Here is a 21380-nt window from a genome sequence, read left to right as displayed (position 1 = left end):
ATTATTCTAAGCGTTGTTTTAAAGCATTCAAAATTTTAGTGTAAACCAAATCGCCATAATAAGCATCTTCAACACCAAAATCTATATTAGGGTTGTCATTAATTTCTATAACCATAGGTCTGTTATTCACAACTTTTATGTCAATTCCGTACAATCCTTTACCCATTAATTTTGCAGATTTTAATGCCATTTGTAGTACATCTTTAGGTACGTCATCAATGGGTAAACAATCTGCATCTCCATCCTGCTCGGTTTTTTTGGAAGCTTCCCAATTATAGATTTGCCAATGCCCTTTTGCCATATAATATTTACAAGCAAAAAGGGGTTCGTCATCCAAAATTCCTATGCGCCAATCATAGTCAGAAGGACAAAACTCTTGCGCAATAATTAAATCAGACTCTTTAAGCATATCTGTAACTAAGGTATTGTATTGCTCTGCGTTTTTTGCTTTTTTAACTCCAAATGAAAATGTACTATCCGGAGCTTTTAAAACACAGGGTAAGCCTACTTTTTCTAAAACTTCGTCTCTATTATTACTATGTACAATAATGGTTTTTGGTGTAGCTATATTGGCATTTTCTAATGCTTCAGCCATATACACTTTATTGCAACATTTTAAAATAGCATCTGGATAATCTACAATTGCAATACCTTCTTGTTGGGCTGTTCTAGCAAACATGTAAGCTTCGTTGTTAACTTCTGTACTTTGTCTAATAAACAAGGCATCAAAAGAGGATAACCTACTTAAATCCTTAGGCTCAATTATTTCGACATATATATTTTGTTTTTCTGCTAGCTCAACAAATTTTTTCAATGCTTTTACATTACTTGGTGGCGCAGGATCTTTCGGATTTACTAAAATGGCTAAGTCAAAATCAGAAGGTGTTAGTTTTGCAGTGTCATAACGTTTTTTTGCAAAGTATTGATTGGCAAAATCGTGTACACAATCCATATGGTCTTTTGGTATTTCAGACTCAGATATGGCTTTAATACTTTGCACATTCCATTTGGTGTTAAAATTAAATTTAACTCTCAAAAACGGAATCTGAAAATGCTTATAAAACAAACTACTAAGTTCTTTATATTTTTGAGCTACATTTTGCCCAAAATAAATGCTTAAAGTAAATTCTTGAGATTTAATGTTTTTTAAACTTTGTTGGATAACATCATCAAACTCGTCAGAAACTATTCTAACTAATTTTAATGTTTTAAGATCTACTAAATTTTTAACTGTTGGAGTAACCAAATGTCCACGTGCTTCTGCTAAAAGCGATACATAATACCCTTTAGATTGGTAACTGTAGTCTTTACAAAGATTAAAAATTCTTACTTTTTTAAGAAGTGAATATTGTGGGTTTGTTAAATACTCTTGCGAGGAAATTACTGTAATATTATCTACCGAAAAATTCCATTTTTCAGGCTGATTTACAACAATGTATTTATTCATTTTTGGCGATAAACGCGAAATATATTTTTAACAAAATTATATTATTTTTCGATAGGTTTTACATTACATAAAATCTATTTAGTTAAATTTTTAATAAATAATGTAATGGCTATATTTTAGTTTTTTTAATGAAAATAACAACTCTAGGTTTTGCAAATTTGAGTTACTTAATTCTATAAATTGGATATTGTAAATGTGCTTTTTCGTAATTATTACTTTGTTTGTGTATCCAATCTAATTGAGCAAACCAGTTGTTTTTAAAATGGTTGTCAGTTTCTTTTTTCTTATTGAATGTGTTTCTGATTTCTGGATTTTCCTTAAGGATTATTTTGGCTTTATCTTCCCACACATATGGAGAAAACCCTTCTTTTTGCTGGAGAATAGTATCAAAAAAATTCCAATTAAAAAACGAATCTGGTGCTTCTGGTTCTAAAGTCTCAAGTAAATATCTAAAGGCTTGTTGATTGGTGTCGATTATATAATCGCCTTTTTTAAAAGTAATTAACTCCTCAGTAACTGCCACTTTGGTATTGTAATGTTGGTAATGCCCTTCGTAAGCACGAGGTCTAGTTTCAAATGTATCAATTTTATAGGATTGAACTCTAATTGTCGAATCTTTTTCAAGTGAAGTCATCTCAACTTGATTTAGCTGTAATAACTCGATAACAGACCACCAACCTTGAGGGATAATATAAGCTTTAGGTATAGTTACTTCTGTTTTTGGCTTAAAGTAATTTTGATACACTACAGGTTTTGTAAATGGTTTTGTAGTATCAAATTGTAAACGTTTTGCTCCTGTAATATCACTATCAATCATTTGTCCTTCAAACCCTTTAAATTGCAAAGTCGTTGTCTGTGTAGTGTCTATTTGCCAAGCTAGAGGATAGGTGTTTTTGTTTTTTAACTCTGCATTGGCAGTTTGACGAAGTGTTTTTATGGTTTCATGGTCTTCCTCAATAATATCAATCATGGATATCATTAGCTCATAGGTGCCCTCAACGCGTTGTTTGTAAGGTTTTAGCATATGCGTTTCTACCATCATGCCCAATGTATTAAACAATGTAGTATAGCCTGTAGAATACCTTGGACCATCCATAAATTGAGAAAACCCAGCTTCAGGTACTTGATTAAATACATTAACATAAGGTGTAATGTCCCAGCTTTTATTAGCAAGTTTTTGCTCTAAATGGGGCTGCATTTTGGTGTGTAAGTAATTACCTAATGGTCCACCTAATTTATTATGTTGAGTGAATAAATGGGTTAACGTATATTGGTAGTCTGCACCATTACTAACATGATTATCAATAAACACGTCTGGTTGCACTAAATGAAATAGTTTAGCAAAAGTTCTGGCATTTTTGGTGTCTGATTTAATGAAGTCTCGGTTTAAATCATAATTTCTAGCATTACCCCTAAACCCATAGGCTTTAGGACCATTCTGATTGGTTCTTGTTCCAGAATTTCTGTTTAAACTTCCTCCAACATTATAAATAGGAATAGTTACTAATACAGTATGCTTAGGCATTATTATAGTACCATTTACTATATCTCTAAATAACATCATGGTTGCATCTATACCATCAGACTCTCCGGGATGTATTCCGTTATTAATTAATAAAATGCGTTTGTCTTCTTTAAATGAATCAAAATTAAAGTTCTTATCAGGATTTAAAGTCACAAGATGTAAAGGTTTACCAGAATCGGTTTCACCAATACTATCTATTGAAATTTCTAAATAGGCTTCAGCTAGATTTTTATAAAATTGAATGGTTTCGGTATAAGTAGCAGTTTCTAAGCCTTTTGAGGATTCAAAAATTGTGGTGAAATTCACTTCTTTTTTTGTTGAAGAAACACAAGAAGTAATCAAAATAAAAAGTACTAAAATTTTTTTCATTGCCTATATAATCATTAGAATGCGAAACAAATATAGCAATATTGACTTGTGTTTATTGTAATTAAATGTACTTTTGCAGCTTGAAAATTAGACTATGACAGCATTTTTTAGAAGACAAACCGCAAACGCAAAAAACGATATTTTATCAGGTTTAACAGTAGCTTTAGCTTTAGTACCTGAAGCTGTAGCATTTGCTTTTGTAGCAGGAGTTGACCCATTGGTTGGACTTTATGCTGCGTTTATGATTGGCTTAATTACCTCAATTTTTGGTGGTCGTCCAGGAATGATTAGTGGTGCTACAGGTGCTTTAGCAGTAGTAATGGTAAGCTTGGTAGCAGAAGGTAATGCTATGGGAGAAGCTAGCGAAAACCTAGGATTATACTACCTTTTTGCAACAGTAATTTTAATGGGAATCATCCAAATGCTGGCTGGTGTTTTTAAATTAGGAAAGTTTGTTAGGCTAATCCCACACCCAGTAATGATGGGATTTGTTAATGGTTTGGCAATAGTTATTTTCTTATCTCAATTAGGGATGTTTAAAGAAACCGTAGGAACTGAAAAAGTATGGATGCAAGGTCCGCAATTATGGATAATGATTGGACTAGTAGTGTTAACTATGGCTATTATGTTTGGACTTCCTAAATTAACTAAAAAATTACCAGAAGCTTTAATAGCCATTTTAGTGGTATCTGCAATTGTAATATTAGGTAATTTGGATGTTGCAACTGTTGGGAGTTTTATAAGAGATGGTGGTGGTACAGGTCTAAAAGGTGGACTACCAGAGTTTCAATGGGATATTTTTAATAAAGTACCTTTTAATTTTGAAACTCTAAAATTCATTTTTCCATATGCATTAATATTAGCAGCTATTGGATTAATCGAGTCATTAATGACTCTAAATTTAGTGGATGAAATCACTGAAACCAGAGGAAATTCTAATAGAGAATGTTTAGCACAAGGTGGTGCAAATATTGTAACTGGACTGTTTGGCGGAATGGGTGGATGTGCTATGATTGGTCAATCTTTAATTAATATTAAAGGTGGTGGACGTGGACGTTTGTCTGGTTTAGTTGCAGCATTGGCTTTATTAGCATTTATATTATTTGCATCTGGATTAATAGAGCAAGTACCTATTGCAGCTTTAGTAGGAGTAATGTTTATGGTTGTTATTGGTACCTTTGCATGGTCTAGTTTTAGAATCATGAACAAAATACCAAGAGCTGATTTATTTGTCTTAATTCTAGTATCTGGTTTAACCGTTGTTTTTGACTTAGCAATAGCAGTTATAGCTGGTGTAATAGTTAGTGCATTGGTGTTTTCTTGGGAAAACGCAAAGCGAATTAGAGCAAGAAAACGAGTTAAAGAGGATGGTACAAAAGTGTACGAAATTTGGGGACCTTTATTTTTTGGAAGTATTCAAGCGTTTAACGATAAGTTTGATGCTAAAAACGATCCTGATAAAGTAGAAATTGATTTTGTAGAATCTAGAGTGAGTGATCATTCTGCTTTAGAAGCTATTTTTAATCTAGTCGAAAAATATGAAGCTGAAGGCAAGCAAATTAGACTAAAACATCTAAGTGAAGATTGTAAAATCTTATTATATAAAGCCAGTCCTAAATTTAGAGAAGTGGTTATTGAAGCTATTGACGACCCAAGGTATCACTTAGCTGAAGACCCTGAAAAATTTCCAAAACCTATCTCTGAGTATAAGTTTTAAGTTAGTAGTATTTAAAGTTAGGAGTATTTAAAGTTATAAGTATTTAAAGTTTAGTTTTAACTACTAACTACTAACTACTAACTACTAACTACTAACTACTAACTACTAACTACTAACTACTAACTACTACTTCACTCTAACACTATCTGGTACTAAAACAGTATAGTCTCCATTATTTCTAATAACATCTCTAACAATGGATGAAGAAATAAAACTGGTTTTTGCAGCTGTTAATAAAAACACAGTTTCAATTTTGGATAGTTTTCTATTGGTATGTGCTATAGCTTTTTCAAATTCAAAATCTGCTGGATTACGTAAACCACGTAAAATAAATTCAGCATTTACTTCCTTGCAAAAGTCAATAGTTAATCCTTGATATGTTACAACTTTTACTTTAGGTTCGTCTTTAAAAGCGTCCTCTAAAAAACGTTGTCTTTCTTCAAGAGAAAACATATACTTTTTTTCAGAATTAATACCAATAGCTACAATAACTTCGTCAAAAAGTTTAACTCCTCGTTGAATAATATCATAATGTCCTAAAGTAATAGGGTCAAAAGATCCAGGAAAAAGTGCACGTCTCATAGTTTAAAAGTAGTTATTTTATTTTAAAGCTTCTTCAATAGCATTACTAAATAATTCAGCCATACTAATTCCAGCAATTTGCGCTTGTTGTGGTAATATGCTTGCATCTGTTAAACCAGGTACAGTATTGACTTCTAATAAATGAGGTTCGCCATTTTTAAAAATATATTCACTTCGCGAAAACCCTTTCATTTTCAAGACTTCATATACTTTTTTGGCTATGGTATTCACCTTTTGTTCTTGCTCAACTGTTAAACGTGCAGGTGTTATCTCTTGAGATTTCCCTAAGTATTTAGCTTCATAATCAAAAAAGTCATTCTCACTTACTATTTCTGTAATAGGTAATACTTTAGTAATTCCTTTATAGGTAATAACACCAACAGATACTTCTGTACCGTCTAAAAAAGACTCGATAATTATCTCGTCATCTTCTTTAAAAGCATGGGTAATAGCTTGTTGTAAATCTTCTTTTTTATGGACTTTACTTATCCCAAAACTACTTCCAGCTTTATTAGCTTTTACAAAGCATGGTAACCCAACTTTTTCTATTATATCATCTTCTTTAACTGTATCACCTAGGTTAAGGTAATAGCTTTCTGCAGTTAAAATGCCATAAGGTTTTAAAATGCTTAAGCAGTCACGTTTGTTAAAGGTAATACTTGCTTGATACATATCACAACTAGTATGAGGCAAGTTTAATAGTTTAAAATACCCTTGCATAAATCCATCCTCTCCTGGACTACCATGTATGGCATTAAATATACAGTCAAAAGTAATTTTATTACTAGCAATGGTTACAGAAAAATCGTTTTTATCAATAGCAAATTCTGTATCATTATCATCAACATACACCCATTTGTTTTTAAATATATGTATGCGGTAAGCATTATATTTATTAGCATCTAGATGTTGATAAACAACGTTTCCGCTTTTTAAAGAGATTTCATATTCGCTAGAATAACCTCCCATGATTATGGCAATGTTTTTTTTCATGCTTACAGTTCCGCAACAGCGGTAATCTTTATATTTTTTAAGTTTATGCTAAAGCAAAAACCTTAATAATTCAATAAATGTAAATATTAATCGTTTTGTAAAAATATCATTTATTTTAATCCGAAGATAAAACCTTTTTGTTTTTATATATTTGTCTACTTAAAATTTATTAAATGAGCATAATTAGTTTTCTTAAAAGTAAAGTGTTTTTTAAGCAATTAGCAATAGCTATAGTAGCTTCTGTTGTTTTAGTGTTTTTAATGCTAAAATGGTTAGATGTCACTACCAATAATGGCGATTTTGAAACCGTTCCTGATCTAAAAGGAAAGTCTATTGAGGTGGCTAAAATGGAGTTAGAACAAAATAATTTAGAGTTAAAGATTCAGGATTCTGCTAACTTTAATCCTAATTATCCTAAATATTCTGTAATAGATCAAGATCCAAAAGCCAATGCTCAGGTTAAAGAAAATAGAAAAATTTATATTACACTAAACCCTTCAGGTTATCGTAAAATAGCTGTTCCGGATTTACGTCAACGTAGTTTTAGACAAGCAAAACCAACCCTAGAAGCATTAGGATTTAAAGTAGGTAAAACCACATATATAGATAATATAGGAAAAGACATGGTGTTAGGACTACGTTATAAAGGGAAGGTCTTAGAACCAGACACTAAACTCCCAAAAACTGCAGTAATTGATGTGGTTTTAGGTAACGGAAACCGTCCAACAGCCAACTAATTATGGACGATTATACACCAGAATTACCCGAAGATGATGCAGACCAGTTATTCGAGCATCATAGTTTTGTAGCCGATAAAGGTCAAAAACCATTGCGCATTGACAAATGGTTAATGAACAAAATTGAAAACGCTACGCGCAACAAAATACAAGAAGCAGCAAAAAACGGAAGTATTTTTGTAAACGAAGTCCCTGTAAAATCTAATTATAAGGTTAAACCAGACGATCAGATTGCAGTACGTTTTGAGCATCCACCACACGAAAACTTACTAATAGGCGAAGATTTACCTTTAGACATCGTGTATGAAGACGACCAATTATTAGTGGTCAATAAACCAGCAGGAATGGTGGTGCATCCAGGACATGGTAATTATTCTGGGACGTTAATAAATGCGTTAATATTCCATTTTGATAATTTACCTAACAATTCAAGCGATCGCCCAGGTTTAGTCCACAGGATAGATAAAGACACCTCAGGTTTACTTGTTGTTGCTAAAACAGAAATGGCTATGGCACATCTATCTGCACAGTTTAAAGCCAAAACAAGCGAGCGAGAGTACCTAGCAATTGTTTGGGGAAATATGGACGAAGAAGAAGGTACAATAGAAGGTAACATAGGAAGACATCCTAAAAACAGGTTGCAAAACACGGTCTATCTAGATGACGATGCAGACAAAGGTAAACCAGCCATCACGCACTATAAAGTATTAGAACGTTTAGGCTATGTCACCTTAGTTAGTTGTAAGCTAGAAACAGGACGCACACACCAAATCCGTGTCCACATGAAACATATTGGACATACCTTATTTAATGACGAACGATATGGCGGAAACCTGATCCTAAAAGGTACCACCTTTACCAAATACAAACAATTTGTAGATAATTGCTTTAAAGTATTACCACGTCAAGCACTGCATGCTAAAACCTTAGGATTTATGCATCCAACAAAAAAGGAGTTTATGAGTTTTGAAGCACCAATACCACAAGACATGCAGGATTGTATAGAGAAGTGGAGAGGTTACTCAAAACACATGGAATAATTCTGTTAAAATAACTTGGGCGTTACCACAAGGGTCGGGCTTTCAGCAGTCGCTCTCTGCGAGGAGCTCCAACAAATGCTTCAATCCCTAACGCGCATTAAACTGTTATAGTCAATCCAAATTTTAATATTTAAAATTACTATTGTATCAGCTTTTTTTAGCGTATTACAATTTGTAAATTCGTAATCGGTATTAAAAGTATTAAAACATAACAGTAAGCGCTAAAAGCAAATAGCTAAAAGCTAAAAATTTAAACAATGAAGTTAGTTATATCTCCAGCAAAATCTTTAGATTTTGAAACCAAATTACCAACTACTAAAGCAACAGAAGCTCAGTTTTTAGATCAGTCTAAACGATTAAATACGCTATTAAAAAAGAAGTCACCAAAGTTACTATCTAAATTAATGAGTATTAGCGATAATTTAGCACAACTTAATTACGATCGTAATCAAGAGTGGTCGCTTCCGTTTACAAAAGACAATGCAAGACCAGCAATGTATGCATTTAATGGTGATGTTTACAGAGGTCTAGACGCGTATACTATTCCAAAAGATAAGTTAGAAGTAACCCAAAATACAGTTAGAATTTTATCAGGATTATATGGTGTATTAAGACCCTTAGATTTAATACAACCTTATAGATTAGAAATGGGAACCCAACTAAAAATTGGAACTAAAAAAAACTTGTATGAATTCTGGAAAAAAGACATCGTTAAAGCGTTGAATGAAGAGCTTGAAGACGACGAGTTGTTTTTAAATTTAGCCAGTAACGAGTATTTTAAAGCAATAGATAAAAAAGCATTAAAAGTACCAGTAATAGATGTGACTTTTAAAGAATTAAAAAACGGAAAGCTTAAAATAATCTCCTTTTTTGCTAAAGAAGCACGAGGCTTAATGGCTAGGTATATTGTAGATACTAATGCCAAAACATTAGACGATGTAAAGCAATTTAACTACGATAATTACCAATTTGATGCCAACCTCTCAACAGAAAAAAACTTGGTCTTTACAAGATAACAAACGCACAGAAGCAGAGCGTAATTTATTTAAAGCTACCGGAAAACCTAAAAAAAGCAAGAACGTAGTGTACTTGCTTTCTGTTATTAGTGGCTTGCTTGTGTTAAGTTTTTTACTGCCAAAATTTTATGATAAAGCAGTAACTGTATGTATTACAGATGCCTTTTGTCTAAATTCAACAGATGATGTTTGCTTATTTACGCTTTATGTGTTTTTTACCATCGTTATTTTAATTTTGGCTGTCTACGGAGCCTATGTTGTTGGTAAAAAACTAGGTAGCTTAATTAAGCTTTAGTTTTTGCTTTTTTATCTACACTAATTTTAGCTTCAGGACGCACGCGTTTTTTAATACGTGGACGTCTTACTCCAAAAGTTCCGCTATTAATTTTTCCTCGTCTAGATTTTTTATCGCCTTTTCCCATAATTTTATTTGTAATTTGTCGTCTTAAAATACAAAAAAATAAAACCATAACAAAGCTAATTCGTGTTTAAACACCAGCATCCATATCCACCATTCATAAATAAAAACACCAAAAAACTAATTGTTGGGACTTTACCACCTCCTCGTTTTAGCACAGGAGATTTATTAGATAAAGATGTGGACTTTTGTTACGGAAGTTATTACAACAGTTTGTGGTTGTATATTGATAAAATTCATAATTTAAAGCTGCGCTATGATAACTCTAAAGAAGCCATCCAGCAACGTAAAACCTTTTTAATACAACATAATATTGGTGTGTGTGATATTGTAGAAAGCTGCCAAAGAACAAAAATTGATGCTTCAGATTTAGGGATGACCAATATAAAACTGCGAGACGTTATTGGTTATTTAAAGCAATATCCAACTATAGATACGTTATTATTTACAGGTGGAAATAGCAAAAACGGACCAGAATATTTTTTTAGAAAACACATCAAAGAGTACAATATAAAAATGGAGTTAGTGTCAAAAGAAACACCAAAAATTCATCAATTTAAATTACCTGTCATTACGCATAACACGAAGGAGTCTGTACATAGAATAATCAAAACCGTTTCCTTAACCTCTTCCTCTGGTGCTGCAAATATTTCTATAGGTAGTAATCCGCTATACAAACAACTAAAAGCAAAAAATCCAGATTTTAATACTTTTGATTTTAGAGTGATGCAGTATAGCGAGTTTTTTTAACGATTATATAAATGCAGAAGAAAAACAAAACCCCTTGGCCAACTAAACAAGCCATGCAACAAGTGTATGCAAAACAACTTTGGGGAAGTAGTGGTGCTGAGTTTTTTTCTGGAGAAGGATCACATCATCCAGAATTAGTAATTCCTTATATCGAGGTTTTAAAAACATTTTTAACCTCGTTTAAGCAACCCTTAGTTGTTGCCGATTTAGGTTGCGGTGACTTTAATATTGGTAAACAATTAGTACAACACACTAAACAATATATTGGTGTAGATATAGTCCCAGAATTGATTGCTCATAATATAAAAACGTTTAAAGCAGACAACTTGCAATTCCAGTGTTTAGATATTGCTCAAGACCAATTACCAAAAGCAGATTGTGTGATAGTAAGACAAGTATTACAGCATCTATCCAATGCTGAGGTACAAAGTGTATTAAACAAATTATCTAATTATAAATACATTGTCCTAACTGAGCATGTACCTCAAGGCGACTTTGTGCCTAATAAAGACATAATTTCTGGACAAGGTATAAGATTAAAAAAACAAAGCGGATTAGATATTATACAACCACCTTTTAATTTTAAGGTTAAGACTACAACCGAATTATTGACTATAGAATTAAATCAGAATAAAGGAATAATAAAAACCACACTATATCAAAGTATAGCTACTACTTAATTTACAATTATCCTTTTTTATTTACACAAAACTAATTCCGTGCTTTGTGCATATTTCTGTTACTTTTTCAAAATCTGGAGGACCCGCTGGAAGCTTTGCAAGTTATTGAAACATAATTTCAATTCCTGCTGGAAATGCAGATGTAATCATTTTAGCTTTTTCGGTACCAATTACTTTCCAAGAGTGAGGAATATTTTTTGGAGCAAAAGCGACATCTCCTTCATTTAAAACAGTTACTTTTCCATCCACCATAATTTCAATTTGTCCTTTAATAACTCTAAATATTTCATCTTCTTTAGTATGTATATGAGGTGGAATACCAACACCTGGCTCAACATTATCGACCCACTCAACAATTTGGTTTCCGGTGTCACTTCCAATTAATTTGTGCGTCTGTATATCACCTATTACATTCAAAATTTCGCCTTCAGAATCCTTAATAATTTTTGGTTTAACACTATTAGTGTTGTACGTTTCAGGTTTAAGATTTTGACCTGAAAGTAGTCCTGGAGTTAAAACAATTCCTAAACCAATTCCCGATGTTTTTATAAATTTTTTTCTGTCCATGATTATGTTTTATTGCAAATTACTTTGGAAATAGCAATGATACAATGCGAAAATCACAGTAAAGTCTTAGAATTTAGGATGTTCTAATTTATTCTAAGTGCAGAAGGAGTAATCCCTGTATGGTTTTTAAAAAAATAACTGAAATAATCAGGAGATGAAAAGCCTAATTCATAACTAATTTCCTTAATTGATTTAGTAGAAAATTTTAATTGATGTCTAGACCTCATAAGAAGTTGTTCAGTAATAATGTGTTTTGAGCTAACGTTTAATACCTCTTGTACACATTCGTTAAGATATTTTGAGGACACATTAAGTTGCTTAGCATAGTAAGTCACTTCATGGTTATTTAAAACATGTTGATCTACCAATTTTTTAAATTTATAGACAATATTGGTTTTAGCGTTATTATTAGCTATTGCAGATTTAATATTACATTGTCCATCGCAATAAACAAAAAAGGTGTTTAAAAGAGAAAGTATGGCTTGATCCTTATGATTAAGATTAGATCCCAATAACTCATCTATCATTTCTAAAATTGCTTGTGTTCTTTTTTCTATTCCAGGACTTAATTTTAGTAAAGGAATCTCATTAGAACTAAATAACCTTACTTCATTAATATGAAGATTACTTAACATTGGGTTGTTTAATACTTCATCTGCTATGTATAATATGTATCCTGATGATTTAGTACTGTTATTTTTAAAAATTTTCCATTGGTATTTTGGGTCAAGAAAAAAAATGGAATTTGATATGTTTTTATGTAAAACATCATTAATTTCAATACCATCCACTTCATTTTTTATCCAACAAACTGCAAAATTTTTATTGTTTTGCTTTAATGTTGTTTCATTAATTATTGGCGATATGCTAACAGAATTTTCTTTCATTAATAATAATTACAAATCATATAAATAGTATAATTTCTAATACATTTATTAGTACTAAGTTAGCTAAAAATCTGATAAAGTCAAATCTTCAAAACTTAAACAAAACCCAATTAAAATTTTAAACCCATTAATTAGCTGTACCTTTGCACTAAATTAAAAGAGGTAGCCTAACTAAATAGTGTTTATCTCAATAAACATTATTTATGTCATTTCAATCTTTAGGCTTATCCGAAGCCTTGCTAAAAGCTATTAGCAAAAAAGGATACACTACCCCAAGTCCAATTCAAGCAAAAGCCATTCCGCCAGTATTACAAGGTCACGATGTGTTAGCATCTGCACAAACAGGAACTGGTAAAACTGCAGGTTTTACATTACCATTATTACATTTACTATCCGAAAATCCAAAAGAAAAATATAGACCAATTCGTGCATTAATCTTAACTCCAACGCGTGAGTTGGCAGCACAAGTCTATGCAAACGTCAAAGAGTATAGCGAGTTTTTAAACTTGCGTAGTGCTGTTATTTTTGGTGGAGTTAATCAAAAACCACAAGCTGCAACCATACGTCAAGGTATTGATATATTGGTAGCTACTCCTGGACGATTACTAGATTTAGAAAGTCAAGGTTTACTATCTTTAAAACGTGTCGAGATTTTTGTGCTAGATGAAGCCGACCGTATGTTAGATATGGGTTTTTTACGTGATATAGAACGTGTCATGAAATTAATGCCAGACAAACGTCAAAACTTAATGTTTTCGGCAACTTTTTCTAAAGACATTAGAAAATTAGCTAACGGAATTTTAAAGCGTCCAATACAAGTAGAAGCAACACCAGAAAACACTACGGTTGATGCTATTACACAAAAAATATATCGTGTTGCTAAAGCTAAAAAAACCGATTTAGTTATTAAATTAATTACAGAGGGTAACTGGAAACAGGTTTTAGTATTTACACGTACAAAACATGGTGCTAATAAGTTGGTTCAAAAAATGATGAAAGCCAATATTAAAGCTGCTGCCATCCATGGTAATAAAAGTCAAGGTGCACGTACCAAAGCTTTAGCTGGATTTAAAAGTGGTAGTGTAAGTGTTTTAGTGGCTACAGATATTGCTGCACGTGGTTTGGATATTCCGTTATTACCGCATGTTATTAATTTTGAAATCCCAAATATTTCTGAAGATTACGTTCATAGAATTGGTCGTACAGGTCGTGCAGGAGCCAATGGTGAAGCTATTAGTTTAGTAAGTGCAGACGAAACCTCTTTTTTAAGAGATATCGAAAAGTTAATTGGTATGAAGCTACCAGTAACTATAATGGAAGGGTTTGAACCTGATCCAAATGCGTCAACCGTTCCTATTAAACCAGGACAGAATAGAAGACAACAACCCAGAAATAGTAAGCCTAAAGGTGGTGGAAACAAATCTAAAGGGAATACATCTTCTAATGCTGGAGGACGAAACAGAAACCGAAATAAAAGTAGAAACCGAAGTAACGATAGACGATCTAATAGTTAATTGTTACTTTTAAGAAGTTTTTTTAGTCACGCATGGAAACTCAAAAAAATAATCCGTTACACGGAATAAAACTAGAACAGATTATTACCGATTTACAAGCCCATTATGGATGGGAGTATATGGGTTACACTATTAATATTAGATGCTTTACAGATAACCCGTCGATAAAATCTAGTTTAACATTTTTACGACGTACACCTTGGGCTAGAACCAAAGTAGAGCAGATGTATTTGGAGTATTTGAAGAAAAATAAATTATAATTATTTTACTCTTTCAAAATATATAGAGTTTTCTTCATCAAAATCTAAAGGTCTGTCACCACCATCAAAACCTACACCCAAGCGGAGTTTGTCTTTGTTTTCAAATTGTATAATACCCAACAAGCTTTGTGTTTCACCAGATTCTAGTAAAGTAATTACAAAATCAATTTCCATGGGTTGCGTCTCTTTATTTAAAATGAAAGTCATTTGTGCTTTTTCATCATTCATCATAAATTCTTTTCCACCCATGCTTTCTCCATTAGACTCAAAGGTTGCATAACCTTCTTTATCAAAAATGGCATAACCAATGTCTCCATTATCGTAACCTTTCCATGTTCCAACAATATTAAAGTCAGTGTTTAATAGGTTAAAAGACATTAAAGGGAGTATAAAAACCAGTAGCAGTAATTTTTTCATTTTAAATAGATTTTATAAAGTCTCTAAATATAGAAAATTTTTTAAAGACCATTGGTTAATTTAAAGTTTAACCTGTTGGTTTTCAGCTAAAAAATTAGCTAGCTTTTTACCTTTTTTTCTATCTAAATAACGACGTAATACACCGCCTTTAACGTTGTTAACATCAAATTCTACTATAAAAGCTTCGTCATCAATATTAGAAACAATACGATACATTTTTTTAATATCTATACGATTGATGATGGTGTGAATAATATCAAAATCTTCAACTTCTCCTTTACTACCAAACCCTTTTCGACCTTTATAAATAGTCATGCCAGCTCCAAGCTCTTTAATAATATCGACTTTAATTTTATCGTAGTGTCTAGAAACAATGGTTATACCTATAAAATCTTCAAACCCTTCAATGGTTAAATCGGTAACTTTTGCAGTAACAATGTAGGTAAGGATAGAATACATGGCTACTTCTTTAGAAACTACAAATGCTGTAATAGTAAATAAAATGATGTTAAATATTAAAATAACTCTGCCAATACTGATGCCAAATCTATCATTAATAAACACGCCTAAAATCTCTGAGCCATCTAAAACAGATCCATTTTTTATAGCAATACCAATTCCTGCGCCAAGAAATAATCCTCCAAAAATGGAGATTAAAAATTTATCTTCGGTTATAACTCCGAAATTTTCAAAATGAATAAACAACGCTAAACCTAAAATGCTAACTATAGATTTTAAAATTATGCGTCTTGACACTGTAAAATAGCCCATTATTAAAAACGGAATACTAAATAACACAAGAAGTAAAGAGATATTAATATTTACCAATCTATTAACTAATAAAGCAATACCTGTAACACCTCCATCTAAAAATCCGTTAGGTAACAAAAACGCTTTTAAACCAATACTTGCTAATATTATACCAATAGCAATTTGTACATATTCTGATATTGTTTTTATTGTTTTTGTTTTTTTTGATTCCATAGTGTAGTTATTTTAATTGTCTTAATCCTTCATAAACCACTATACTTACAGCATTGGCTAAATTTAAGCTTCTAATATGTTTGCTGTATAGCGGAATTTTATAAAGTGAATTGGTATGCGTTTCAATTAAAGTGTTATCTAGTCCAACAGACTCTTTACCGAAAATCAAAAATAGATTGTCAGTAAACGGAATGTCCCAATGGTATTTGGAACCATGACTGGAAAAGAACGCAAAATTTTCATTTTCATTTTTATTAAAAAAATCTATTACCGAATCATACATGACAACATCAAGATGCTGCCAATAATCTAGTCCAGCTCGTTTTAAGCGTTTATCGCTTAGCTCAAATCCAAACGGTTTAACCAAATGTAGTTTGCTGCCAGTAGCTAATACTAGTCTGCCAATATTACCTGTGTTATTAGGTATTTCGGGTTCTATTAAAACAATGTTAAGCATTTTGTTTAGGTAAAAGTTTTAGTATGATTAATCTAATTAATAGCACCCAAGAAAACCCATGTAATACCACATCAAACCAATCCATAAATTGCATACCATGAGCACCTCCTGCAATCCATTTTAATTTTCCCCAAAGATGAGGTTCTGGATAAAAAGGAGCCAAGCCCAAGGTTAAACACATTAATAATATCAGTCTAAAGTCGTTAAGTAGTTTCATAATAAAAAATGCCTATTCAAATATACTGAATAGGCATTTAAAAACGATGCTAAATTGGGTTAGCTAATCGTTTTATTTTGTTGTTTTTTGATAGTCTTTTTATCGATATCAAAATCGTTAGTTTTAATGTTGACATTTCCAGTTGGATTTGTCGGATTAGTTTGTTCTACTGATGTTTTAAATTTCTTTTTATCTTTTATAATTCCCATTTTTTATTGTTTTATTGATTCATCATCAATATAAAAATAAAATACAGAAAAGACTCACAAGACTTCGTTAAAACCCTTGATATAAGTGTTAAACTTAGTTAATTAAAGGATGTTAATTAATGGTTTTTGCTTTTTCAATCTCATCCCAAGTACTCCAAATTTTATTTAAATACTTTTTAAATTCTGTAGAGTCTTTTGAAGTTTCAAGATCATCAAATAAGTCATGCATTTCGCCTCTAAGAGTTGGGTGTTTAGTGGTGACAAGCATGATGTTATTCCATGCTCTAATATGTTTTTTAAAGGCAGATGAAAATGGTTGTGGACAGTTAGAAAAATCTAATGCGTTTAACGCATCGGTATAACTTAAAATTGAGTTGCTTAACGAGTTGATTTTTGAGGCATTATTCCGAATTTGACCTAAAGAATCATCTTGTATTAAAATAGTATTAATACAATCTTTTTGTTTTGATGCATCATTAGTTTTACAAGACATTAAAATAAAACCAATGCACAGTAGATAAATGTATTTTAGCATATGTTTTAAGTTTTTAATTAATGAAAGCAAACAAAATTAATTAAATTTTAAGCTTATTTCAAGTTAAGTTTCATCTCAATCATATGTTTTTTAAACCCATGATTTTCATAAGCTTTTAACGCGGAAGCATTTTTGTTGTAGACTTCCAAACGGATTTCGAACAGGTTTTTTGTAACAGACCAATCTTTAAGTTTTGATATTATATCCTGTACTATACCTTGACCTCTATATTCTGGTTTAACATACATAAAACCCATATATACATATTGAGTGTTTTTATGATAGGGTTTAGCATTTACTATTTTACCATAACCACATCCTAAAATTTCTTTATCATTAAAAGCAACAATTAATTCTGCATTGTCAGAGGTTATTAAATAATTCAAATCATAGTAAGTACAATCATCTTTTAAATTAGAATCAAAAGGACGCTCGTAACTTATTAATTCTTGTTCAAAGTTTAATAAAGTAGGTAGGTCTTTTAATGTTGCTGTTCTGTATTGAATATTAGACATTTTACGTATTTAAACTTCTAATTTAAGATATTATCAACAAACCCAGTAATACTATCACTACCGTTTGAAGTTAGATGTTTTATAAATGCACTACCAATAATAGCGCCTTTTGCATATTGGGTAGCTTGTGTAAACGATTTATTATCTGAAATACCAAAACCTACAATCTGCGGATTGTCAAGATTCATGTCTGCAATACGCTTAAAATAGTTGGTTTGCTCATCTCCAAAACCAGAACTGCTACCTGTAACACTTGCACTACTTACCATGTAAATAAATCCGTTAGAGATAGAGTCGATAAATTGTATACGCTCTTCTGAAGTTTGAGGTGTTATTAAAAACACGTTGATTAACCCATATTTTTCAAAGGTAGCTTTGTATTGGTCATTGTAGACATCCACAGGTAAATCTGGAATAATAAGTCCATCAATACCAATAGCTTGACATTTTTTACAAAACGCATCCACACCATATTGCAACATAGGATTAAAATAACCCATAATAATTAACGGAATAGATACCGTTTGTCTAATATCTTTTAGCTGATTAAATAGCACTTCTGTGGTCATTCCATTCTTTAATGCTTGTGTTGAGCTGGCTTGAATGGTTGGTCCATCTGCTAGTGGATCACTAAAGGGTAAACCAATCTCTATCATGTCAACTCCGCTTTTTTCAAGGTTTTGAATGATTGAAACGGTATCGTTTAAATTAGGGTATCCTGCTGTAAAGTAGATGGATAGAAGTTTTTTGTCTTCTTGTAGTTTTGATTGTATGCGATTCATTTTTTTTATGGGTATGTCATTGCGAGGAACAAAGTGACGTGGCAATCTTTTTAAGAGATTCCTTCACTACGTTCGGAATGACTTTATAATTTAAAATAATCAATATAATTCTGTAAATCTTTATCACCACGACCCGACAAATTAATCACAACAACATCTTCTTTTTTAAAGGTTTTTTTGTCAAAAATCGCTAACGAATGTGATGTTTCAATTGCAGGAATTATACCTTCAAGTTTGCTTAATTCTAAACCTGCAATCATGGCATCGTCATCTGTAATAGAAATAAATTCTGCACGACCAGATGTGTACAAATGCGCATGCATAGGTCCAACACCTGGATAATCTAATCCTGCAGAGATCGAATATGGCTCTGTAATTTGACCATCTTTAGTTTGCATTAACAAAGTTTTACTACCATGAATAATCCCTTCACGACCTAAAACAGAGGTTGCAGCACTCTCTCCGGAATGTATCCCTTTTCCTGCAGCTTCTACTGCAATTAACTTAACATCTGTGTCTTCTAAATAATGATAAAAAGCACCTGCTGCATTACTACCTCCACCAACACAGGCAACCACATAATCTGGTTTTTCTGTGCCTTCTTTTTCTAGTAGTTGCCATTTAATTTCTTCGCTAACTATAGCCTGAAAACGTGCCACCATATCTGGATAAGGGTGTGGTCCTACAACACTACCAATAATATAATGTGTGTCAATAGGATTGTTAATCCAATCTCTTATGGCTTCGTTTGTGGCATCTTTTAACGTACGACTTCCAGATAAAGCAGGTCTTACTTCTGCGCCTAACATTTTCATTCTAGCAACGTTTGGTGCTTGACGTGCAATGTCAATTTCGCCCATGTAAACAATACATTCCATACCCATTAAAGCACAAACAGTAGCTGTAGCAACACCATGTTGTCCAGCGCCAGTTTCGGCAATAATACGTGTTTTACCTAATCGCTGAGCCATTAAAATCTGGCCAATAGTATTATTTACTTTATGTGCGCCAGTGTGATTTAAATCCTCTCTCTTTAAATACACTTTAGTATTGTATTTTTCGCTTAATCGTTTTGCGAAATAGAGTGGAGAAGGACGACCTACATAATCTTTTAATAATTGATCAAACTCTTTTTTAAAGGAAGGTTCTGCCATTATTTTTAAATAGTTTTGACGTAACTCTTCTACATTTGGATAGAGCATTTCTGGGATGTAAGCCCCTCCAAATTTTCCGTAATATCCTTTACTATCTATATTATGCTTCATAATTATTTGCTAACAATTGTTGTTTGAATGCTTTTAGTTTGGATACATCTTTTAGTCCTGCAGCAGTTTCGAATTTGCTATTTAAATCTAATCCAAAACACAAATGAGATTCTGGTCTTTTTAAAAATAATAGAATCGCGTCAATCTCTTTTGGACCTAAACCACCACTTAAAAAGTAGGGTTTTGCAGATGGATATTTTTTTAGGACATTCCAATTAAAAACATAGCCATTTCCTCCTGGTTCTTTTCCTTTGGTGTCAAATAAATACAAATCGCAAACCTCTTCATAAGGTTCTAAAACTTTAAAATCGAATTGATTTTTTATAGAAAACACCTTAATAACAATAATGTCAAGATCTTTTAGTCGTTGACATAATTCGGGAGATTCATTACCATGAAGCTGAACTCCTTGCAAGTCATGTTTTTCGACTTTACCACGAATAAAGTCAAATGTTGCATTAACAAAAACGCCGATTTTTTTAATATTTTCTGAGATTTCAGGAATATTTCCATTAAAATATCGTGATGACTTTTCGTAAAAAATAAAACCCATATAGCTTGGTTGTAATACAGCCACATCTTGGATATTATGTTCTAATTTCATTCCGCAAACTTTTAGTTTCATTGTGTTGTCGCGACAGTGGGAGTCTCACCACACGTCCTATTTTTTTATTATAAATTCTCTATAAATTGCTTGGCACTTTCACCAGCATTGTTAGTTTTCATGAAGTTTTCACCAATTAAAAACCCTTTGTAACCAAAAGGTTGTAATTGTTTAATTGCTTCAACACTACTTATTCCACTTTCAGAGACTTTTACAAAATCTTCAGGAATTAAGTTACTGAGTTTTTTGCTAGTTTCTAAACTAACTTCAAAGGTTTTTAGATTTCTGTTGTTAACACCTAGCATGTCTAAACTTGGCATAATAGATTTATGTAATTCTTCCACGTTATGCACTTCTAAAAGTACCTCAAGATTTAGTTGTTTTGCTAATTCTGAAAATTGTTTGATTTCTGCATTAGTTAGTATGGCTGCAATCAATAAAATTATATCTGCTCCGTAGGCTTTGGCTTCAATTATTTGATAAGGGTCAATTATAAATTCTTTGCGCAATAATGGTAAATGACAACTTGCTCTAGCGGTTAGTAAATCGTCTAAACTACCTCCAAAATACTTTCCGTCTGTTAATACAGACATTCCGCAAACTCCAGCGCTTTCATAACCTTTAGCGACATCAAACACATTTAGATTATGATTAATCACTTGTTTTGAGGGCGAACGACGTTTGTGCTCTGCAATAATCCCTGTGTTACTTGCTTTTAATTTTTTTGAAAGTGAAATGGTATTGCGTTCAAACAATATAGATTGCTCTAGTTGTTTAATGGGTATAAGTTGTTTGCGAAGGTTTACTTCTGTGCGTTTATCGTTTGTTATTTTTTCTAGTATGTTCATTTTTTTAATTCAACTTTATAGATTTTCTTTCTCTTATTCATTTTT

At 32.0% G+C, this 21380-nt stretch carries 27 protein-coding genes; 9 read left to right on the top strand and 18 right to left on the bottom strand.

Annotated features, from left to right (window positions below; translation table 11 throughout):
- Window position 1 precedes the first annotated feature (1 nt).
- Window positions 2-1447 (bottom strand): RimK family protein, encoded by a 1446-nt coding sequence (locus LY08_RS09825; protein ID WP_111660278.1) that lies wholly within the window; start codon window positions 1445-1447, stop codon window positions 2-4.
- A gap of 163 nt (window positions 1448-1610) precedes the next feature.
- Window positions 1611-3341, bottom strand: a complete 1731-nt coding sequence (locus LY08_RS09820) for a M14 family metallopeptidase (RefSeq protein WP_111660277.1) — start codon at window positions 3339-3341, stop codon at window positions 1611-1613.
- Between the two features lie 94 nt (window positions 3342-3435).
- Here LY08_RS09820 and LY08_RS09815 point away from each other — a divergent pair, with 94 nt between their 5' ends.
- Window positions 3436-5058 (top strand): SulP family inorganic anion transporter, encoded by a 1623-nt coding sequence (locus LY08_RS09815; RefSeq protein WP_111660276.1) that lies wholly within the window; start codon window positions 3436-3438, stop codon window positions 5056-5058.
- Window positions 5059-5184: 126 nt separating this feature from the next.
- Here the strand turns inward: LY08_RS09815 and coaD are convergent, their stop codons facing one another.
- Entirely contained in the window at window positions 5185-5640 is a 456-nt protein-coding gene (coaD, locus tag LY08_RS09810; RefSeq protein WP_111660275.1) for a pantetheine-phosphate adenylyltransferase, read from the bottom strand.
- 18 nt (window positions 5641-5658) lie between these two features.
- Window positions 5659-6633 (bottom strand): D-alanine--D-alanine ligase, encoded by a 975-nt coding sequence (locus tag LY08_RS09805; RefSeq protein ID WP_111660274.1) that lies wholly within the window; start codon window positions 6631-6633, stop codon window positions 5659-5661.
- A gap of 173 nt (window positions 6634-6806) precedes the next feature.
- On the opposite strand from LY08_RS09805, the gene LY08_RS09800 reads away from it, so the two are divergent.
- The 4 genes from LY08_RS09800 to LY08_RS09785 all read left to right on the top strand — a co-directional run bounded on the left by LY08_RS09800 (window position 6807) and on the right by LY08_RS09785 (window position 9721).
- Window positions 6807-7370: a PASTA domain-containing protein gene (locus tag LY08_RS09800; RefSeq protein ID WP_111660273.1), complete on the top strand. Its 564-nt coding sequence runs from the start codon at window positions 6807-6809 to the stop codon at window positions 7368-7370.
- Between the two features lie 2 nt (window positions 7371-7372).
- A complete protein-coding gene (locus LY08_RS09795; RefSeq protein ID WP_111660272.1) occupies window positions 7373-8410 on the top strand; it encodes an RluA family pseudouridine synthase in 1038 nt (345 codons plus the stop codon).
- Between the two features lie 257 nt (window positions 8411-8667).
- Window positions 8668-9426 carry a peroxide stress protein YaaA gene (gene yaaA / locus LY08_RS09790; protein WP_111660271.1) on the top strand — a complete coding sequence of 253 codons (759 nt, stop codon included), beginning with the start codon at window positions 8668-8670 and terminating at the stop codon, window positions 9424-9426.
- Complete coding sequence (locus LY08_RS09785) at window positions 9383-9721, top strand: hypothetical protein (RefSeq protein ID WP_111660270.1); 339 nt, start codon at window positions 9383-9385, stop codon at window positions 9719-9721. The genes yaaA and LY08_RS09785 overlap by 44 nt, the downstream gene beginning before the upstream one ends.
- On the opposite strand, the gene LY08_RS09780 is transcribed toward LY08_RS09785, so the two are convergent.
- Window positions 9711-9848, bottom strand: a complete 138-nt coding sequence (locus LY08_RS09780) for a 30S ribosomal protein THX (protein ID WP_111660269.1) — start codon at window positions 9846-9848, stop codon at window positions 9711-9713. The two genes, LY08_RS09785 and LY08_RS09780, sit on opposite strands and share 11 nt — an antisense overlap.
- Window positions 9849-9910: 62 nt before the next feature.
- Here LY08_RS09780 and LY08_RS09775 point away from each other — a divergent pair, with 62 nt between their 5' ends.
- Complete coding sequence (locus tag LY08_RS09775; RefSeq protein ID WP_111660268.1) at window positions 9911-10594, top strand: uracil-DNA glycosylase family protein; 684 nt, start codon at window positions 9911-9913, stop codon at window positions 10592-10594.
- An 11-nt stretch (window positions 10595-10605) separates the two neighbouring features.
- A complete protein-coding gene (locus LY08_RS09770; RefSeq protein WP_111660267.1) occupies window positions 10606-11274 on the top strand; it encodes a class I SAM-dependent methyltransferase in 669 nt (222 codons plus the stop codon).
- 102 nt (window positions 11275-11376) lie between these two features.
- Here LY08_RS09770 and LY08_RS09765 read toward each other — a convergent pair whose 3' ends face one another.
- Complete coding sequence (locus tag LY08_RS09765; protein ID WP_245907577.1) at window positions 11377-11841, bottom strand: cupin domain-containing protein; 465 nt, start codon at window positions 11839-11841, stop codon at window positions 11377-11379.
- A gap of 83 nt (window positions 11842-11924) precedes the next feature.
- Entirely contained in the window at window positions 11925-12728 is an 804-nt protein-coding gene (locus tag LY08_RS09760) for a helix-turn-helix domain-containing protein (protein ID WP_111660266.1), read from the bottom strand.
- 203 nt (window positions 12729-12931) lie between these two features.
- Between LY08_RS09760 and LY08_RS09755 the strand changes: the two genes are divergently transcribed.
- Both LY08_RS09755 and LY08_RS09750 read left to right on the top strand, forming a co-directional pair.
- A complete protein-coding gene (locus LY08_RS09755; RefSeq protein ID WP_111660265.1) occupies window positions 12932-14242 on the top strand; it encodes a DEAD/DEAH box helicase in 1311 nt (436 codons plus the stop codon).
- Window positions 14243-14274: 32 nt separating this feature from the next.
- Window positions 14275-14502, top strand: coding sequence for a VF530 family protein (locus LY08_RS09750; RefSeq protein WP_111660264.1), 228 nt, complete (start codon window positions 14275-14277; stop codon window positions 14500-14502).
- Here LY08_RS09750 and LY08_RS09745 read toward each other — a convergent pair whose 3' ends face one another.
- From LY08_RS09745 to trpC, 11 genes are all read right to left on the bottom strand, one after another.
- Window positions 14503-14919, bottom strand: coding sequence for a hypothetical protein (locus LY08_RS09745; RefSeq protein ID WP_146603212.1), 417 nt, complete (start codon window positions 14917-14919; stop codon window positions 14503-14505).
- Window positions 14920-14979: 60 nt separating this feature from the next.
- On the bottom strand, window positions 14980-15903 hold the full coding sequence (locus LY08_RS09740; RefSeq protein ID WP_111660262.1) for a YitT family protein: 924 nt from the start codon (window positions 15901-15903) through the stop codon (window positions 14980-14982).
- 7 nt (window positions 15904-15910) lie between these two features.
- On the bottom strand, window positions 15911-16360 hold the full coding sequence (locus tag LY08_RS09735; RefSeq protein WP_111660261.1) for a tRNA (cytidine(34)-2'-O)-methyltransferase: 450 nt from the start codon (window positions 16358-16360) through the stop codon (window positions 15911-15913).
- A complete protein-coding gene (locus tag LY08_RS09730; RefSeq protein WP_111660260.1) occupies window positions 16353-16577 on the bottom strand; it encodes a hypothetical protein in 225 nt (74 codons plus the stop codon). Before LY08_RS09730 ends, LY08_RS09735 begins: the two co-directional genes overlap by 8 nt.
- Window positions 16578-16636: 59 nt before the next feature.
- A complete protein-coding gene (locus LY08_RS13575) occupies window positions 16637-16786 on the bottom strand; it encodes a hypothetical protein (RefSeq protein ID WP_170120610.1) in 150 nt (49 codons plus the stop codon).
- A 112-nt stretch (window positions 16787-16898) separates the two neighbouring features.
- Entirely contained in the window at window positions 16899-17321 is a 423-nt protein-coding gene (locus tag LY08_RS09725; RefSeq protein ID WP_146603211.1) for a hypothetical protein, read from the bottom strand.
- A gap of 53 nt (window positions 17322-17374) precedes the next feature.
- Entirely contained in the window at window positions 17375-17836 is a 462-nt protein-coding gene (locus LY08_RS09720) for a GNAT family N-acetyltransferase (protein ID WP_111660258.1), read from the bottom strand.
- A gap of 17 nt (window positions 17837-17853) precedes the next feature.
- Complete coding sequence (trpA, locus tag LY08_RS09715; RefSeq protein ID WP_111660257.1) at window positions 17854-18618, bottom strand: tryptophan synthase subunit alpha; 765 nt, start codon at window positions 18616-18618, stop codon at window positions 17854-17856.
- A gap of 83 nt (window positions 18619-18701) precedes the next feature.
- The gene (gene trpB, locus LY08_RS09710; RefSeq protein WP_111660256.1) at window positions 18702-19883 is read right to left on the bottom strand and encodes a tryptophan synthase subunit beta; all 1182 of its coding nucleotides are present in this window, start codon (window positions 19881-19883) and stop codon (window positions 18702-18704) included.
- Complete coding sequence (locus tag LY08_RS09705; protein WP_111660255.1) at window positions 19873-20508, bottom strand: phosphoribosylanthranilate isomerase; 636 nt, start codon at window positions 20506-20508, stop codon at window positions 19873-19875. Before LY08_RS09705 ends, trpB begins: the two co-directional genes overlap by 11 nt.
- 47 nt (window positions 20509-20555) lie before the next feature.
- Complete coding sequence (gene trpC, locus LY08_RS09700; protein WP_111660254.1) at window positions 20556-21335, bottom strand: indole-3-glycerol phosphate synthase TrpC; 780 nt, start codon at window positions 21333-21335, stop codon at window positions 20556-20558.
- Window positions 21336-21380 lie beyond the last annotated feature (45 nt).

Source organism: Olleya aquimaris (assembly GCF_003259525.1).
Taxonomy (GTDB): domain Bacteria; phylum Bacteroidota; class Bacteroidia; order Flavobacteriales; family Flavobacteriaceae; genus Olleya; species Olleya aquimaris.
This window is presented reverse-complemented; position numbering and strand designations above follow the sequence as displayed.

Excerpts from the sequence above, each read along its gene's own strand:
- LY08_RS09760 (WP_111660266.1), bottom strand. The coding sequence starts at position 12,728 with ATGAAAGAAAATTCTGTTAGCATATCGCCAATAATTAATGAAACAACA.
- LY08_RS09735 (WP_111660261.1), bottom strand. The coding sequence starts at position 16,360 with ATGCTTAACATTGTTTTAATAGAACCCGAAATACCTAATAACACAGGT.
- LY08_RS09805 (WP_111660274.1), bottom strand. The coding sequence starts at position 6,633 with ATGAAAAAAAACATTGCCATAATCATGGGAGGTTATTCTAGCGAATAT.
- trpB (WP_111660256.1), bottom strand. The coding sequence starts at position 19,883 with ATGAAGCATAATATAGATAGTAAAGGATATTACGGAAAATTTGGAGGG.
- LY08_RS09780 (WP_111660269.1), bottom strand. The coding sequence starts at position 9,848 with ATGGGAAAAGGCGATAAAAAATCTAGACGAGGAAAAATTAATAGCGGA.
- LY08_RS09725 (WP_146603211.1), bottom strand. The coding sequence starts at position 17,321 with ATGCTAAAATACATTTATCTACTGTGCATTGGTTTTATTTTAATGTCT.
- LY08_RS09705 (WP_111660255.1), bottom strand. The coding sequence starts at position 20,508 with ATGAAACTAAAAGTTTGCGGAATGAAATTAGAACATAATATCCAAGAT.
- LY08_RS09755 (WP_111660265.1), top strand. The coding sequence starts at position 12,932 with ATGTCATTTCAATCTTTAGGCTTATCCGAAGCCTTGCTAAAAGCTATT.
- LY08_RS09730 (WP_111660260.1), bottom strand. The coding sequence starts at position 16,577 with ATGAAACTACTTAACGACTTTAGACTGATATTATTAATGTGTTTAACC.
- yaaA (WP_111660271.1), top strand. The coding sequence starts at position 8,668 with ATGAAGTTAGTTATATCTCCAGCAAAATCTTTAGATTTTGAAACCAAA.
- LY08_RS09745 (WP_146603212.1), bottom strand. The coding sequence starts at position 14,919 with ATGAAAAAATTACTGCTACTGGTTTTTATACTCCCTTTAATGTCTTTT.
- LY08_RS09770 (WP_111660267.1), top strand. The coding sequence starts at position 10,606 with ATGCAGAAGAAAAACAAAACCCCTTGGCCAACTAAACAAGCCATGCAA.
- LY08_RS09785 (WP_111660270.1), top strand. The coding sequence starts at position 9,383 with ATGCCAACCTCTCAACAGAAAAAAACTTGGTCTTTACAAGATAACAAA.
- LY08_RS09795 (WP_111660272.1), top strand. The coding sequence starts at position 7,373 with ATGGACGATTATACACCAGAATTACCCGAAGATGATGCAGACCAGTTA.
- LY08_RS09800 (WP_111660273.1), top strand. The coding sequence starts at position 6,807 with ATGAGCATAATTAGTTTTCTTAAAAGTAAAGTGTTTTTTAAGCAATTA.
- trpC (WP_111660254.1), bottom strand. The coding sequence starts at position 21,335 with ATGAACATACTAGAAAAAATAACAAACGATAAACGCACAGAAGTAAAC.
- trpA (WP_111660257.1), bottom strand. The coding sequence starts at position 18,618 with ATGAATCGCATACAATCAAAACTACAAGAAGACAAAAAACTTCTATCC.
- LY08_RS09740 (WP_111660262.1), bottom strand. The coding sequence starts at position 15,903 with ATGGAATCAAAAAAAACAAAAACAATAAAAACAATATCAGAATATGTA.
- LY08_RS09765 (WP_245907577.1), bottom strand. The coding sequence starts at position 11,841 with ATGGACAGAAAAAAATTTATAAAAACATCGGGAATTGGTTTAGGAATT.
- LY08_RS09720 (WP_111660258.1), bottom strand. The coding sequence starts at position 17,836 with ATGTCTAATATTCAATACAGAACAGCAACATTAAAAGACCTACCTACT.
- LY08_RS09750 (WP_111660264.1), top strand. The coding sequence starts at position 14,275 with ATGGAAACTCAAAAAAATAATCCGTTACACGGAATAAAACTAGAACAG.
- LY08_RS09825 (WP_111660278.1), bottom strand. The coding sequence starts at position 1,447 with ATGAATAAATACATTGTTGTAAATCAGCCTGAAAAATGGAATTTTTCG.
- LY08_RS13575 (WP_170120610.1), bottom strand. The coding sequence starts at position 16,786 with ATGGGAATTATAAAAGATAAAAAGAAATTTAAAACATCAGTAGAACAA.
- coaD (WP_111660275.1), bottom strand. The coding sequence starts at position 5,640 with ATGAGACGTGCACTTTTTCCTGGATCTTTTGACCCTATTACTTTAGGA.
- LY08_RS09815 (WP_111660276.1), top strand. The coding sequence starts at position 3,436 with ATGACAGCATTTTTTAGAAGACAAACCGCAAACGCAAAAAACGATATT.
- LY08_RS09820 (WP_111660277.1), bottom strand. The coding sequence starts at position 3,341 with ATGAAAAAAATTTTAGTACTTTTTATTTTGATTACTTCTTGTGTTTCT.